This is a genomic window from Nocardiopsis sp. NPDC049922 (assembly GCF_040660275.1).
Lineage (GTDB): Bacteria > Actinomycetota > Actinomycetes > Streptosporangiales > Streptosporangiaceae > Nocardiopsis.
In genome coordinates, this window is sequence record NZ_JBFAME010000006.1 from 84,752 (window position 1) to 99,711 (window position 14,960).

Annotated in this window: 12 protein-coding genes and 1 pseudogene; 1 reads left to right on the top strand and 12 read right to left on the bottom strand. The window is 71.5% G+C overall.

The annotated features are described in order from the left end of the window. Positions 1 to 26: 26 nt before the first annotated feature. The 9 genes from AB0I72_RS13210 to AB0I72_RS13250 form a co-directional block, all read right to left on the bottom strand. Positions 27 to 458, bottom strand: coding sequence for a cytidine deaminase (locus AB0I72_RS13210; protein WP_358566890.1), 432 nt, complete (start codon positions 456 to 458; stop codon positions 27 to 29). Then, positions 437 to 1,699, bottom strand: coding sequence for an ABC transporter permease (locus AB0I72_RS13215; RefSeq protein ID WP_358566893.1), 1,263 nt, complete (start codon positions 1,697 to 1,699; stop codon positions 437 to 439). Before AB0I72_RS13215 ends, AB0I72_RS13210 begins: the two co-directional genes overlap by 22 nt. Then, entirely contained in the window at positions 1,696 to 3,252 is a 1,557-nt protein-coding gene (locus AB0I72_RS13220) for an ABC transporter permease (protein ID WP_358566896.1), read from the bottom strand. The genes AB0I72_RS13215 and AB0I72_RS13220 overlap by 4 nt, the downstream gene beginning before the upstream one ends. Continuing rightward, positions 3,249 to 4,859 carry an ABC transporter ATP-binding protein gene (locus tag AB0I72_RS13225; RefSeq protein WP_358566899.1) on the bottom strand — a complete coding sequence of 537 codons (1,611 nt, stop codon included), beginning with the start codon at positions 4,857 to 4,859 and terminating at the stop codon, positions 3,249 to 3,251. Before AB0I72_RS13225 ends, AB0I72_RS13220 begins: the two co-directional genes overlap by 4 nt. Before the next feature lie 162 nt (positions 4,860 to 5,021). Next, a complete protein-coding gene (locus tag AB0I72_RS13230) occupies positions 5,022 to 6,071 on the bottom strand; it encodes a BMP family ABC transporter substrate-binding protein (protein WP_358566902.1) in 1,050 nt (349 codons plus the stop codon). Between the two features lie 329 nt (positions 6,072 to 6,400). Then, the gene (locus AB0I72_RS13235; protein ID WP_358566905.1) at positions 6,401 to 7,132 is read right to left on the bottom strand and encodes an alpha/beta fold hydrolase; all 732 of its coding nucleotides are present in this window, start codon (positions 7,130 to 7,132) and stop codon (positions 6,401 to 6,403) included. A gap of 139 nt (positions 7,133 to 7,271) precedes the next feature. After that, positions 7,272 to 7,616, bottom strand: a complete 345-nt coding sequence (locus AB0I72_RS13240) for a biotin/lipoyl-containing protein (protein ID WP_358566908.1) — start codon at positions 7,614 to 7,616, stop codon at positions 7,272 to 7,274. Between the two features lie 6 nt (positions 7,617 to 7,622). Next, positions 7,623 to 8,642, bottom strand: coding sequence for an alpha-ketoacid dehydrogenase subunit beta (locus AB0I72_RS13245; protein ID WP_358566911.1), 1,020 nt, complete (start codon positions 8,640 to 8,642; stop codon positions 7,623 to 7,625). Further along, positions 8,639 to 9,637, bottom strand: coding sequence for a thiamine pyrophosphate-dependent enzyme (locus AB0I72_RS13250; protein ID WP_358566913.1), 999 nt, complete (start codon positions 9,635 to 9,637; stop codon positions 8,639 to 8,641). Before AB0I72_RS13250 ends, AB0I72_RS13245 begins: the two co-directional genes overlap by 4 nt. A 1,016-nt stretch (positions 9,638 to 10,653) precedes the next feature. On the opposite strand from AB0I72_RS13250, the gene AB0I72_RS13255 reads away from it, so the two are divergent. Further along, entirely contained in the window at positions 10,654 to 11,145 is a 492-nt protein-coding gene (locus AB0I72_RS13255; protein ID WP_358567581.1) for an Lrp/AsnC family transcriptional regulator, read from the top strand. Between the two features lie 207 nt (positions 11,146 to 11,352). Here AB0I72_RS13255 and AB0I72_RS13260 read toward each other — a convergent pair whose 3' ends face one another. The 3 genes and pseudogenes from AB0I72_RS13260 to AB0I72_RS13270 form a co-directional block, all read right to left on the bottom strand. Beyond that, positions 11,353 to 13,038 (bottom strand): phospho-sugar mutase, encoded by a 1,686-nt coding sequence (locus tag AB0I72_RS13260; protein WP_358566915.1) that lies wholly within the window; start codon positions 13,036 to 13,038, stop codon positions 11,353 to 11,355. A 188-nt stretch (positions 13,039 to 13,226) separates the two neighbouring features. Continuing rightward, complete coding sequence (locus AB0I72_RS13265) at positions 13,227 to 14,024, bottom strand: purine-nucleoside phosphorylase (protein WP_358566917.1); 798 nt, start codon at positions 14,022 to 14,024, stop codon at positions 13,227 to 13,229. 184 nt (positions 14,025 to 14,208) lie between these two features. Beyond that, a pseudogene (locus AB0I72_RS13270) lies at positions 14,209 to 14,760 on the bottom strand (GNAT family N-acetyltransferase); the annotation flags it as partial. Between the last annotated feature and the right edge of the window lie 200 nt (positions 14,761 to 14,960).

Below are 14,960 nucleotides of genomic sequence, written 5' to 3' on the forward strand. Positions count from 1 at the left end.
GGTCCGGCGCCGGGGAGACGTCCCGGTCACTTCACAAGGTCGTGCGGCCCGAAGGCCTGCGGGAGCACCTGGTCCATGGTCAGGACCCCCTCGGGGGTGTCGACCAGCAGGTGCGGCCCGCCGTGCTCGTACAGCAGCTGTCGGCAGCGCCCGCACGGCATGAGGGTCTCCCCCCGGCCGTCCACGCAGCTGAACGCGGTCAGGCGGCCCCCGCCGGAGGCGTGCAGCGCGCTGACCAGACCGCACTCGGCGCACAGCGCGAGCCCGTAGGAGGCGTTCTCCACGTTGCAGCCGCTGACGACCCGGCCGTCGTCGACCAGGGCAGCCGCACCCACCGGGTACTGCGAGTAGGGCGCGTAGGCGTGGCCCATGGCCTGCCGGGCGACCGCGCGCAGCGCCGCCCAGTCGACGGACTCCGGGTCCAGGGGTGCGTCCGTCATGACCGGCTCGCCCTCCACTGCTTGCCGATGCCCGCGGGTGGCCGCAGACTCTGCGAGGCCAGCGACAGCACGAGCAGCGTCGCGATGTGCGGGCTGTAGGTCGCCAGCTCGCGGGGCAGGGAGTCGGTGGTGAAGTACCACACGAGCAGCAGCAGACCGGCCACGGCGCCGGCGATGGCCAGGCCCTTGCGGTCACTGCGCACCTGCCAGACCGCGACCGCCAGCAGCGCCACCGCCAGGAGCAGCAGCAGGGCGTGGATCGCCGCGCCGCCGCCGCGCACCTGGAGTGCGTCGGTGTAGCCGAACAGTCCGGCGCCCATGGCCAGGCCGCCCGGCCGCCAGTTGCCGAAGATCATCGCGGCCAGACCGATGTACCCGCGGCCGCCGGTCTGCCCCTCCTGGTAGATGTTGGACGCGACGATCGCGAGGAACACACCGCCCATGCCCGCCAGGCCGCCCGAGATGACCACGGCGATGTACTTGAAGCTGTACACCGGCACGCCCAGGGACTCCGCGGCGTCGGGGTTCTCACCGACCGAGCGCAGCCGCAGCCCGAACCTGCTCCGCCACAGCACCAGGTAGGTCACCGGGATCATCAGCAGCGCGATGAGGGTCAGCGCCGACATCCGCGTGGTCAGTCCGATCACCAGCGACGCCAGGTCGCCGACCAGGAAGATCCCGCTGTCGGCGACGGGCTCCAGCGCTCCCGGCAGCCACGGCAGGTTCAGAGTCGGGAAGGACGGCGTGGTCGGCGACTGGGCCGCGCCCGCGCCGGGCACGTCCGAGTAGAGCAGGATCGACATGTACCGCATCGCGCCGAGCGCGAGGATGTTGATCGCGACACCGGAGACGATGTGGTCGACCGCGAAGGTCACCGTCGCCACCGCGTGCAGCAGACCGCCCAGCATGCCGCCGATGACACCCGCCATCAGGCCGATCCAGGGGTTGTCGAAGGACCACGCGAAGTAGGCCCCGAACCAGGTCCCCAGGATCATCATGCCCTCGAGGCCGATGTTGATGATGCCGGAGCGCTCCGCCCACAGACCGCCCAGACCGGCCAGGCCGATCGGCACCGCGAAGGCGAGCGTGGTGTTGATCGTGCCCGCGTCGGTGAGCATGTCCTGGCCCGTGATGACCCGCAGCCCGGACAGGGCCACGAACACCGCGCAGGTCAGGGTGAGGAAGCGCCACCTGGCCCATCCCCTGGGACGGAACGGCGACTCGTGCACCGCCTCCGTGACGTTGAGTTCCTGGCTCACTGTGCCTCCCCGCCGCGTTCGCCGTCGGTCTTCGGGCCGGTCCCGCCCTCACCGCCGGAGGTGGGCGCGGCGCCCACGGGTTCGGCGACCACGGTCGTGGCGCCGAGCTGCTTGCCGATCTGCTGCTGCTGGTAACGACGGCCCCACCGGTGCACGACCTCGTAGACCACGACGACCGTGAGCACGATGGTGGCCTGCGCGATGACCGCGATCTCCTGCGGGATGTTGTCGAAGGGCAGGATGTTCGCCGCCTGGGTCAGGAACGACCAGAACAGGGCGGCGAAGACGATCCCCACCGGGTGGTTGCGACCCAGCAGGGCGATGGCGATGCCGATGAAGCCGATGCCGGTGGGGAAGTCCAGCGCGTAGTAGTGCGCGTTCCCGAGCAGCTGGGGCAGGCCCACCAGTCCCGCGACCATGCCCGAGAAGAGCATGGACAGGAACACCATCTTCTTGACGTTGATGCCGCTGGCCTCGGCCGCCGACTGCGACTGGCCGGTGGCCCGCAGCTCGAAGCCGAAGCGGGTGCGGTTGAGCATCACCGAGTAGCCGACGCCGACCGCGACGGCCAGGAACACCAGGCCGAAGATCTCCCGGTCCGAGCCGAGGAAGCCCGCCGGGATCCCGGGAACCCACGACGACTCGGGCAGCGGCGGGGTGCCGATGTTGTTGGTGCTGATCTGGACCGCGAGGCGGTCGGTGCTCAGCAGGTAGGCGGTGATGCCGGTGGCGATCGCGTTGAGCATGATCGTGGAGATCACCTCGGACACGCCGCGGGCGACCTTGAGGTACCCGGCGATGCCGGCCCAGGCGCCGCCCACGGCCACGGCCACCACGATCATGAGGATCTGGCTGAACGGCGGCGGCAGGATGAGGTAGCCGCCCACCGCGGCCGACAGCAGGGCCGCCAGGCGGTACTGGCCGTCGACGCCGATGTTGAACAGCTTCATCTTGAAGCCGATCGCCACGGCCACCGCGGCCAGGTAGTAGGTGGTGCTGTCGTTGATGATCTGCACCATGCTGTCCGGGCGGGTGCCGTACTCCAGCATGCGGGAGAACGTCGCCATCGGCGCGATGCCGCTGAGGACCAGGACGAGCGCGGTCACCGCGATCGCGATCAGCCCGGCGGCGAACACCGCGGCGAAGGACAGCGCCAGCAGCGCCGACAGGCGGTGGAACAGCAGGAAGGTCAGGGCGGAGCCGATGACGGCGCCGACGGCGGCGGCGACCGGCTCGATCAGCTGGAGGTCCAGCAGCCACGCCGACAGCAGCCCGGCGACGACCGACAGCACCAGGGCCGTCGGCACCACCAGGGTGTTGTGCAGGGTGGTGCCCTTCTCCTCCGTGCCCGCCGCCGCGACCCGGGGCTCGGGCGGAACGATCCGCGCGGTCACGGCCACGAAGGCGAAGGCCGCGGTGACGCCGATGATCAGCGCCGCCCACCACAGCAGCGCCAGGTCGAGGGCGAACGTGACCCCCGCGCCCAGCACCACCGCGATGGCGAAGGCCGCGGGTCCGGGGAGCGGGCGTCGGTTGTCAGAAGAGGTCTTCACGACTCGCCCCCGTCCTCGTCGGCACGGTCAGTTCCCTCAGCACCGCTGTCACTCTCCGTGGAACCGCCGCCCGCGCGCAGCCCGGCGCCGGTCATGGCCGAGCCCAGCTGTTCGGGGGTGACGGTGGTCGGGTCGGCCTGCGCGACCAGGCGGCCGCGCAGGATCACGTGGATGGTGTCGGACATGCCGATCAGCTCGTCCAGGTCGGCGGAGATCAGCAGCACCGCGAGACCGGCGGCACGGGCCTCGCGCAGCTGCTCCCAGATGGCCGACTGGGCGCCCACGTCCACACCGCGCGTGGGGTGCGCGGCGACCAGGAAGCGCGGCGACCCGCTCATCTCCCGGCCGATGATGAACTTCTGCTGGTTGCCGCCGGACAGGGCGTCGGCGATGACGTCGATGCCCGGCGTGCGCACGTCGTACTCGGCGACGATGCGCTCGGAGTCGGCGCGCGCCCCCACCCTGTTGATCCAGGGACCGCGCACGCTGGGCTCCTTGGTCTGGTGACCCAGGATGCGGTTCTCCCACAGGGGGGACTCCAGCAGCACGCCGTGCCGGTGGCGGTCCTCGGGGATGTAGCCGACCCCCGCCTCGCGGATGCGCAGCGTCGACCAGCCGGTGACGTCCTGGCTCTCCAGGTGGATGCGGCCCGAGGCGAGGTGGCGCATGCCCATGATCGCCTCGATCAGCTCGGACTGGCCGTTGCCCTCGACACCGGCGATGCCGACGATCTCGCCCTGGTGGATGTCGACGCTGACGTCGTCCACGACCGGACGGCCCTCGGCGGAGCGGACGGTGACCCCGTCGAGCGAGAGCACGACGTGGTCGGTGACGGTGGACTCGCGCAGCTCGGGCACGGGCAGTTCGCCGCCGACCATGAGCGTGGCCAGTTCCCGGGCGGTGGTGGTGCTCGGGTCGGCGGTGGCCACCGTGGTTCCGCGGCGGATCACGGTGATGTCGTCGGCGACGGACAGCACCTCGTCGAGCTTGTGCGAGATGAAGATGACGGTCAGACCCTCGCGCTTGAGCTCGCGCAGGTTGTCGAAGAGCTCGTCGACCTCCTGCGGGACCAGGACGGCCGTGGGCTCGTCGAGGATGATCGTCTGGGCGCCGCGGTAGAGCACCTTGAGGATCTCCACGCGCTGGCGGTCGCCGACGCCCAGGTCCTCCATCAGGCGGTCGGGGTCGATCCCCAGGCCGTACTGGGCGGACAGCTTCTGGATCGCGGCGCGGGCCCGTTTGCCGATGCCGTGGCGGCGTTCGGCGCCCAGGACCACGTTCTCCAGGACGGTGAGGTTGTCCGCGAGCATGAAGTGCTGGTGCACCATGCCGATGCCGTGGCGGATGGCGTCGGAGGGCGAGTGGAAGCGGACCTCCCTGCCCCTGACGTGGATCGTGCCCTCGTCGGGGCGGTGCATCCCGTACAGGGTCTTCATCAGCGTGGACTTGCCCGCACCGTTCTCGCCGACGATGGCGTGCACGGTACCGGGAGCCACGGTGATGTCGATGTCGTGGTTGGCCACGACTCCGGGAAAACGCTTGGTGATCCCGTGCAGCTCGACGGCGGGGGTGTGGGTCGACCCGCCGCCCGATGACGTGCTGCTCATCTGTCTCCTCGTGAAACTGGCGGCGGGGCGCGGGGCCGGGTGTCGGCCCCCGAACGCCGTCGTCGCGAAGCGGCAACCGGCAGCGGCACCGGGCGCGGGTCCTCCGCGCGCCGGTGCCGCCTCCGGTGCGGTGCCACGGGACGGGCCCGTGACGCGGCCTGGTTACGGCTCGGTCGGGACCTCGATCTCGCCGTCGATGATCTGCTGCCGGTACCCGTCCAGGTCCTCGACCAGCGGCTCGATGAGCTCCTCGTTGGACTTCGTGTAGTCCACGCCGCCCGAGGCGAGGTCGAAGCGCTGGATGCCGCCCTGGACGTCGCCCTCGACGGCGTCCGCGATCAGCTCGAACACGGCCACGTCCACCTGCTTGATGGCGGAGGTGAGCACGTACGGCTTCTGGTCGTCCTCGGCGTTCTCGTACTGGTCGCTGTCGACGCCGATGAACAGGAAGTCGTTCTCCACGGCCGCCTGGAGGACACCGTTGCCGGAGGCGCCGGCGGCGTGGTAGATGACGTCCGCGCCGCGGTCGTACTGGGCCTGGGCGGTCTCGCGGCCCGCGGCGGGGTCGCTGAAGCCGCTGAAGTCCGGCGGCTGGCTGATGTAGTCGACCTCGACCTCGATGGAGTCGTCGACCTGCGCGACACCGGCCTCGAACCCGGCCTGGAACTTGTGGATCAGCGGGGTCTCGACACCGCCGATGAAGCCGACGTGGTCCTCCTCGGTGGCCAGCGCCGCGGCGGCGCCGGCCAGGAAGGAGGCCTGCTCCTCGGCGAAGACCAGGCTGGTGACGTTGTGGACGCCGTCGATCTCGGAGTCCACGATGGCGAAGTGGACGTCCGGGTACTCCTCGGCGACCGCCTGGACGGACTCGGCGTAGGCGAACCCGACGGCGATGACGACGTCGAAGCCCTCCTCGGCCATGGTGGCCAGGCGCTCCTCCTTGGCGGACTCGGGCTCGCCGTCGGCGGGCTCGAAGTCGCGCGTCTCCACGCCCAGCGAGTCCGCGGCCTGGGTCAGACCGCGGTAGGCCGAGTCGTTGAACGAGCGGTCGCCACGACCGCCGACGTCGTAGGCGAGGCCCACGCGGACGTCGGAGGTCGCCTCACCGCCGGAACCCTCGTCGGCGGTGTCGGTCGCGTTGTCACACGCGGTGAGGGCCAGCGCACCCGCCGCCGCTGCGGCGGCGAATCTGACCGCGTTGCTGCGCTTCACTTGGTAACTCTCCCCTTCGCCCTCCGGCCCGCATTCACGCGAACCGACCTGACTTCTGTTGCCGGACAATATCCGCTGGCGGAAAGTACACGTGACGGACGGACTGAGTTGTTATAAAGGCGAGAGCTGAGTGACGCGGCGGCTGACTTGACACTTGCCGATCCGGCGCCGTGCGGCGCCGACCGGATTCCCGTTCCTCCTTATCCGACCTCTGATTCTCCAGCGGGGAGGGCCTTTTTGACGCCCCGCTCCCGACCGGACACCGAGCGTCACGCGACCCCGCGGGCGGTGCGGCGCGGCACCTGCGGGGCCAACCGGTCTAGACCGGACTACCCAACCAGGAAGTCCACCACGGCCTGCTTGAAGATCCGCGAGGACACCGCGTTGGCGTGGTCCCGCCCCGGGATCTCGACGTGCGCTCCGCCGCAGCGGGCCGCGAGGTCCTCGGCTCCCGTCGCGAGCGTATCCCGGGCGCCGGAGACGAGCAGGAGGGGCACGCCGACGGGCCGGGGCTCGGCGGCGAAGGGGCGGGCGGCCTGACCTCGGGCGCAGGCGGCCAGCGCGGTCGCGTCGTTGCCCGGGAGGGCGGCGACCGTCCGGAAGACGTGGTCGAAGGGGGTGTCGCCGGCGCCGGGAGAGGACAGGTCGGCCTCGGCGAAGGCGTTGACCGGCCCGAACCCGCCCAGGACGGCGCGGCGCACCCGGTCGGGGGCGGTCAGGGCCAGGTCCCAGGCGAGGCGGGAGCCCATGGAGTAGCCGACCACGTCGACCCGGTCGAACGCCAGCTCGTCGAGCAGGCCGAGCAGGTCCCCGGTGAAGCGTTCGGGCAGGTAGGAGGCCTCGTCGAGCGGCTTGTCGCTGCCGCCGTGGCCGCGCAGGTCCGGCCCCAGGACGCGCAGTCCGGCGCCGTCGAGCGCCTGCGGCCATCCGGCGGCGCGCCAATTCATGCCGAAGTTCGTACCGAATCCGTGGAGAAGAAGGACTGGTACTGCGTCCGCCGGATCGCTCGCGGGCAAATCCACGTAGCGCATTGTCACGTCGTCGGCCAGATTCGCGGTCATGGTCTTCCCTCGTTTTCGACCTTGGTGTTTCACCCAGGAAAAATCGAGGGCCCAATCAGATGTTCCTATAAACGATCAGGCCGAAAACCTGAGTGCGTTTGTGTCGACATCCGAACGGGCCCTCGTGACGTGCGGGTCCTCAGTCCGTCGGCGGCTTCAGCCGCACGCGGCGCGCGGGCCTGGCCTCCTCCGCAGGCACCTTTCCGACGATCCCCGCCTGGGGTGCGTCGTCACTCAAGGTGACGGCGAACGTGACCAGGGGAGCGCCCACCGGGACGACCTCGTTCTCCTCCGCGTGCAGGGTGACCACCCGGCCCGCGGTCGGCGAGGGGATGACGACGGCGGACTTGGTGGTCTCGACCTCCACCAGCGGCGCGTTGCGCTCGACCTGGTCGCCGACGGCGACCTGCCACTCCAGGACGGTGGCCTCGACCAGTCCCTCGCCGAGGTCGGGAAGGGTGAAGGTGGTGTTGTCCTCAGCCATGGTCGTCTAGTACTCCAGGGTCCGTTGCACCGCGAGCAGGACGCGGTCGATGGTCGGCAGGTACTGCGGCTCCAGGGGACCCGCGGGGTAGGGCACGTCGAATCCGGTGACGCGCTGGACGGGGGCGGCCAGGTCGCGGAAGCAGTTCTCGGTGACCAGGGTGGCCACCTCCGCGCCCAGTCCGGCGGTGAGCGGCGCCTCGTGGACCACGACGGCGCGCTTGGTGCGCGCGACCGAGGCGGCCAGCCCGGCGGCGTCGATCGGCTTGAGCCAGCGCAGGTCCAGCACCTCCAGGTCCACGCCGTCCTCGGCCGCGAGCTCGGCGACCTGGAGGCAGCGGTGCACCATGGCGCCCCAGGCGATGAGCGTGGCGTGGCGGCCGGGGCGGACGATGCGACTGGTTCCGATGGGGGTGGAGGGCTCCAGGAGCTGGACGGGCTTGCGGTCCCAGTAGCGGGCCTTGGGCTCCATGAACACGACAGGGTCGTCCGAGCGCACGGACTGGAGCAGCAGGGTGTAGGCGTCGCCCGCGTCGGAGGGGGCGGCCACCTTGAGCCCGGGCGTGTGCGCGAAGAGCGCCTCCAGGCTCTCGCCGTGGTGCTCGGGCGCCTGGATGCCGCCGAAGGAGGGCAGGCGCAGGGTGATCGGCATGGGTGCGGCCCCCCGGGTCCGGTAGTTCATCCGGGCGACCTGGTTGACGATCTGGTCGATGGCCGGGTACGCGAAGCCGTCGAACTGGAGCTCGGGCACCGGGCGCCAACCGTTCATGGCCAGGCCGACCGCCATGCCCATGATCGCGGACTCGGCCAGGGGGGTGTCGAAGACACGCTGCTCGCCGAACTCCCTCTGGAGGCCGTCGGTGACGCGGAAGACGCCGCCCAGGGCGCCGACGTCCTCACCGAAGACGAGGACGTCGGGGTCCTCGGCGAGCAGGACCCGCAGGGCGCGGTTGATCGCCTGCTGCATGGACAGCTCGACGGGGGTGGCCTTCGCCGGGGCGTCGGTCCGTTCGATCAGCTCGGTCATAGTTCGACCTCTTCCTGCCAGACACGGCGCTGCCGGGTCAGCTCGTCGGTGGTCTCCCGGAAGACGTGCGTGAACAGCTCGGAACCGTCCGGTTCGGGCGCGGTGGCCACGCCGTCGCGGATGGCCTCGGCACGGGCGCGGGCGGCGGCGTCCACCTCGGCGAGCTCGTCCTCGTCGGCGTGCCCGGCCTCGACCAGGGCCGCCCGCAGCAGGTCGAGCGGGTCGCGGCGGCGCCACCGCTCGGCGTCGGCCTCGTCGCGGTAACGGCCGGGGTCGTCGGAGGTGGAGTGCGGCTCGACGCGGTAGGTGAGCGCCTCGATCAGGGTGGGGCCCTCACCGCGGCGGGCGCGTGCGACGGCGTCGGCGGTGGCCTGGTACACGGCGCCCGCGTCGTTGCCGTCGACGAGCACACCGGGCATGCCGTAGCCCGCGGCGCGCGCGGAGACCGAGCCGCCCGCGATCTGGCGGTGGTTGGGGACCGACAGCGCCCACTGGTTGTTCTGGCAGAAGAAGACGACGGGGGCGGCCATGACCCCGGCGAAGTTCATCGCCTCGTGGACGTCGCCCTCGGAGCTGGCCCCGTCGCCGAAGTAGGCCAGGGCGACACCGTCGTCACCGCGCAGCCGTTCGCCGACGGCCCAGCCGACCGCGTGCGGGACGGGCCCGCCGACCACGGCGTTGATCGCGCCGAAGCGGGAGGCCATGACGTCGTAGAGGCCGCCGTGCCACAGGGCGCGGTGGGTGGCCATGTAGCCGACCATCTCCACGCCGTAGGCCAGGGCGGAGGCCATCTCGCGGTAGGTGGGGAAGACGAAGTCCCGGTCCGAGTCCAGCGCGGCGGCGCTGGCGACCTGGGCGGCCTCCTGCCCGCGCACGGACACGTAGGCCGGGAAGACGCCCTGGCGCTGGAGTGCGACGGCCTCGGCGTCCAGGTCACGGGCGGTCCGCATGTCGCGGTAGAGCGCGCGGGCGAGGTCGGGCGGGAGGTGGTCCACGGTGATGGATCCCTGGGGGATGGGTCCCTGGGTAACGGGTCCCCGGCCCTCCGGCTCGTCGGTGGGAGGGGCTGGGCGCGGGGCGGCCCCACTGAGCGGGGCGGCTTCGCTGAGCGGAGTGGCCCCACTGAGCGGAGCGGCCCCGGCCGAAGGCCGTCCCTCGGGGATGGGGGAGGACGACGGCTGGGCGGCGGCCCCGTTTCTCCCGCGAAGCGGCTCCTGGGGCGATGGTGGGCGACGGGCGGGCATGCGAGCGGCTCCCAACGTGGCCCCGCGCGTGATGACGCGTCCAGGGCTCGGGTGGTCACGATCCTGATCATGATTCTCCGGACAACTCGACAGATTCGCTAGATACGCACGCGTAGTTGATACACATGAGCACGACTTGGGTTTCAATGTTCGCGAACGTCTAATCTGGATGCCAGGCCTCGTGAGAAAACGACACACCGCGCGAAACACCACGAACAGGACTCAGGCAGGACTCAGAACGGGACCCACGCCACGGAGCGGCGGACGGGCCCGACACCATCGCTCGACCGTGTCACGGTGTGAGACAGGCAACACCTGACGCACGGAGATCGTCACCCGGAGTGATCACCGAACCGCCGCCGAGCCCCCTGGCCACATGTGGACAACGTGCCGCGGGAGGGCGGATTCAACACGACAAACAGCAACATAAAGGCGCACTTCGGGAGAAGTTCTGTCACGTTTGCCGGAGGCCGGTGTAGTTACTCGCGGGTCAGGGAAACCCCCGGCCAAGCGATGTCTTCCACCTTGAGTACAGTCGGACTTCCCCAGCCCCGAGGGCATGCCCCGTGGGGCCCGCGAGAGGTTCCCCCGGAACGTTCCTCTCGGTTATCGCCCTCCCGGGAGGACGGCGCCCAGCCTCGGTCGCCCAATCTCGCGGACTGAGATCCCAATGGACGAGAACGATGTTTACCTGGTAGTTCGTTAGCCCCGGTCAAAGTTGACGGAAGCGGCGAACACTGACACAAGAGCACATGAGGAGCACCCACATGGCGATGGGCGACCAACGCAGGGGCGGCCGCCGGCCGGACTCCACCGACCAGACCATCCTGAGCGCCCTCGCCAAGGACGCACGGACCGGGATCACCGAGATCGCCGCACTGGCCAACGTCTCCAGGGCCACGGCCTACAACCGGATCAAGCGGCTCACCGACGAGGGCGTCATCCGCGGCTACTCCGTGGTGACCGACCACTCCAAGATGGGGCTCGGCGTCACCGCGCTCGTCCTCATCTCCGGCAGCCAGCCGGACTGGCGCGCCAACCGCGAGATCCTGTCCTCCTACCCCGAGATCGAGTACTGCTGGTACGTGGTGGGGTCGGCGGACATCGTCCTCCTCGTCCGCGTCGCCAACACCAACCAGCTGCGCGACCTCATCCTCACCCGTCTCCAGTCCCTCCCCGGTGTGACCGCCACCCAGACGCTCACCGTGATCGACGAGGTCGTGCACCGCCCCGTCGTGGAGCCGCCCGAGAGCGAGTGACTCTCGGACGAGGAGCGCCACTCGGAAGGGAGGTGCTTCTCAGGCGGGAAGCATCCCTCGGTCGGGAAGCGCCACTCGGCAGGGAAGTGCTGCTCGGCAGGGAAGCGCTGCTCGGGCGGAAGGCATCCCCCGGGCGGGAAGCGCCACTCGGCAGGGAAGTGCCCCTCAGGCGGGAAGCATCCCCCGGGCGGGAGCGGAGGAACCCGCTCAGCCCGCGACCACCTCGGCGACCGCGGCCACGAGCTCCGCGAGCAGCGCCGATCCCCTCGCACGGGCGGCAGCGACATCGCCGTCCACATCCAGGACCACCTCGACGTAGGCCTTGAGCTTGGGCTCGGTTCCCGAAGGCCGCAACGTCACCCGCCCCCAGACGCCGCCCTCCAACCGGAAGCGCAGGGCGTCGGTCGGCGGAAGCCCCTCGTACCCCCCGGAGAAGTCGTCGACCCCCGACACCTTCAGGGGACCGAACTCGGCGGGCGGCTCGGCGCGCAGCCGCCGCATCGCCGCCGAGATCACCGACAGATCCTCGACCCGCACCGAGAGCTGGTCGCTCAGGTGAAGTCCGTAGCGGCGCGCCTGGTCGTCCAACAGGTCCACCAGCGTGCGACCGTCGCGCTTGGCCGTGGCCGCGAGCGCCGCCATCACGAGTGCCGCGCCGATGCCGTCCTTGTCAGCCACGGGACGGCCGTCGTCGCCGCCGACGCAGTACCCCAGCGCCTCCTCGTAGGACAGGACCGGCCGCTCTCCCGGCCCCCCGGCCCGGGCCAACCACTTGAACCCGGTGAGGGTCTCCTCGTACCGAACCCCCCGGTCGCGGGCGATCTTGCCCAGCAGACTGGAGGAGACGATCGAGGTCGCCACGACGCGGTCGGCCCCGGTGGTGTGGTCGAGCACGTACTCGGCCAGCAGCCCGCCGACCTCGTTGCCGGTCAGCAGCCCGTGGCCGGGAACGGCGACGGCGAGCCGGTCGGCGTCGGGGTCGTTGGCCAGCACCAGGTCCGCCCCCGTGTCCCGGCCCGCGGCCACCGCCAGGTCCATGGCCCCGGGTTCCTCGGGATTGGGGAACCGCACGGTCGGGAAGTCGGGGTCGGGGGCGAACTGGGCGTCGACCACGGACGGGCGGGCGAACCCCGCCCGTTCCATGGCCGCCAGCAGCACCTCGCCGCCCACGCCGTGCATGGGCGTGTAGGCGATGGCCAGGTCGCGGTCCCCGCCCAGGGGGAGCGCGGTGACCGCGGCCAGGTAGCGCTCGACCGCCTCCTCCCCCAGGACCGTCCAGTCCCGGCCCAGCGGCAGGTCGCCGAGCGGGCCGACCGCGTCGATGGCCGCGGAGATCTCGGCGTCCACCGGGGCGACGATCTGGGCGCCCGCGTGGGGTCCGGTCCCGCCGACGTAGACCTTGTACCCGTTGTCCCGCGGCGGGTTGTGGCTCGCGGTGACCATGATCCCGGCGTCGGCGTGCAGGTCGCGCACGGAGAAGGCCAGGACGGGCGTGGGCAGGGGCCCCGGCAGCACCGACACCCGGTGCCCCGCCCCGGTGAGCACCGCCGCGCTCGCCTCGGCGAAGTCCGTGGAACCGTGGCGGGCGTCGTACCCGATGACCACGTGGCTCCCCTCGGCCAGCCACGCCGCGATCCCGGCGGCCGCGCGCATGACCACGGCCCGGTTCATGCGGTTGGGCCCGGCCCCCAGCTCGCCGCGCAGTCCGGCGGTGCCGAACTCCAGTCGCGTGGAGAAGCGGTCGTCGAGGTCGTCCAGCGCGGCGGCGTCACCGGACTCGGCCCGGGCCAACAGGGCGCCCAACTCCTCGCGCGTGGCGGGGTCGGGATCCTCGGCCAGCCACTGGCGAGCGCGGGCGACGGTGTCGGCGGTGTCGGCGATCTCGGCGGTCATGCGGTGCTCCCCGTCCCTACGGCTGGGCGACGATGTCGGCGGTCTCAGCCGTCTCAGCGGTCTCGGCGGTGTCGGCGGTGTCGGCGGTGTCGGCGGTGTCTGCGGTCATGCGGTGCTCCCCGTCGCCACAGTTGGGCGACGGTGCCAGCCCTGTCTGAGGTTTCGGCGGTCGTACGTGTTCCCCGTCGCTACAGCTGGGCGACGATGTCGGCGAGCAGGCGGCCGACCGTACCGGCGGCGTCGCGCCCGGTGGCCAGCACGTCCTCGTGGTCCAGGTTGGCGCCCTCCAGCCCCGCGGCGACATTGGTGACCAGGGACATCCCCAGGACCCGGGCACCGGCGGCGCGGGCGGCGATGGCCTCCATGACCGTGGACATGCCCACGAGGTCGGCGCCCATGGCGCGGAGCATGCGGATCTCGGCCGGGGTCTCGAAGTGCGGACCGGGCATGGCCGCGTAGACGCCCTCGGGCAGGTCGGGGTCGACCTCACGGGCCGCGGCGCGCAGCTTGGGGTCGTAGGTCTCGCTGAGGTCGACGAAGTCGGCGCCGGTCAGCGGCGAGCGCGCCGTCAGGTTCAGGTGGTCGGCGATGAGCACCGGAGAGCCGACGGAGTAGTCGCGGTTGATCGCGCCGGCGGCGTTGGTGAGCACGATCGTCTTCGCCCCGGCGGCGACCGCGGTGCGCACGTTGTGCACGACGACGTCGGTGCCGTGGCCCTCGTACAGGTGGGTGCGGCCCAGGAAGGCGAGCAGGTTCCGGTCCCCGTCGCGGATCCCGCGCAGGGTGCCGCTGTGGCCCTCGACGGCGGGCGGCAGGAAGCCGGGCAGGTCGGCGGTGGCCATCTCGTGGGTGGCCTCGCCGAGCAGGTCGGCGGCGGACGCCCAGCCCGAGCCCATGACCAGGGCGATGTCGTAGCTGTCCACTCCGGTGCGCGAGCGCAGTTCGGTCGCGGCTTCCTCGGCGATGGCCTGGGGTGTGCGGGTCACGGGACTACTCCGATCGTTCGGGCCGCAGTCGCGGCGGGACGGGCGCTCCGGTGCGCGGTGGGACATGGACTTCTGAACGCGGTGGGCCGTCGTCTGCCGTCAGCGGTGGGACGGCCGCACCGGTGTGCGGTGGGAGGTGGGTTTCCGGGCGCGGCGGAACGGTCACACCGGTATGCGGCGGGACGTGGGCTCCCGTGTGCACGGGCCGGGACATCACGATCTGCGGGCCGTTGGGGCCGCCGAGGTAGCGGCGGCCCGTGGACGTGAATCCGGCCGACCGGTAGGTGCGCAGGCCGGCCTCGTTGGCCGCGTTGACGCACAGCACGATGTCGGCGGCGCGGGGAGCGACCCCGGCCACGAGCAGGTCCAGCAGAGGCGCGGAGCAGGCGGTACGGCCCACGCCGAGGCCCTGGTACTCGGGGGTGACGTAGAAGGCGCGGAGCAGCGCGGCGCGCTCCGGCGTGTCGACGAGGTCGCGCAGGTGGCCGACGCGGTCGATGATCCCGAAACCGGCGCAGGCGTCGCGAGCCGTGTCGGGATCGGTGAGGTCGACGCCGGTGCGCACGACGGCGAACGGGACGCGCGCGGGGTCGGCGTCGGCGCGCGGCAGGGTCTCCACCGGGAGTCCGGTGAACCGAGCCTGGCCGGGAGCCAGGCGGTGGCGGAGCACCACCTGGCGCAGGACGGAGACCTCCGCCGTGTTCCGGTCGAGCCGGACCAGGCGCAGGCCGACCACGCGTGCCGTGCCCGGGTTCGTGTCCGGGGCCGGGAGGTCGGGCGGGGTCGTGTCCGGGGCTCTGGACGGCGCCGTGTCCGGGGCCGAGAGGTCGGACCGGGTCGAGCCCGGGATGTCCGGCCTGGTCGTGTCCGGGGCCGGGGTTCCGGACCGAGCTGGGGGCTCGGCCTGTGTGTCAGTCACCACGATCGCTCCTCGTT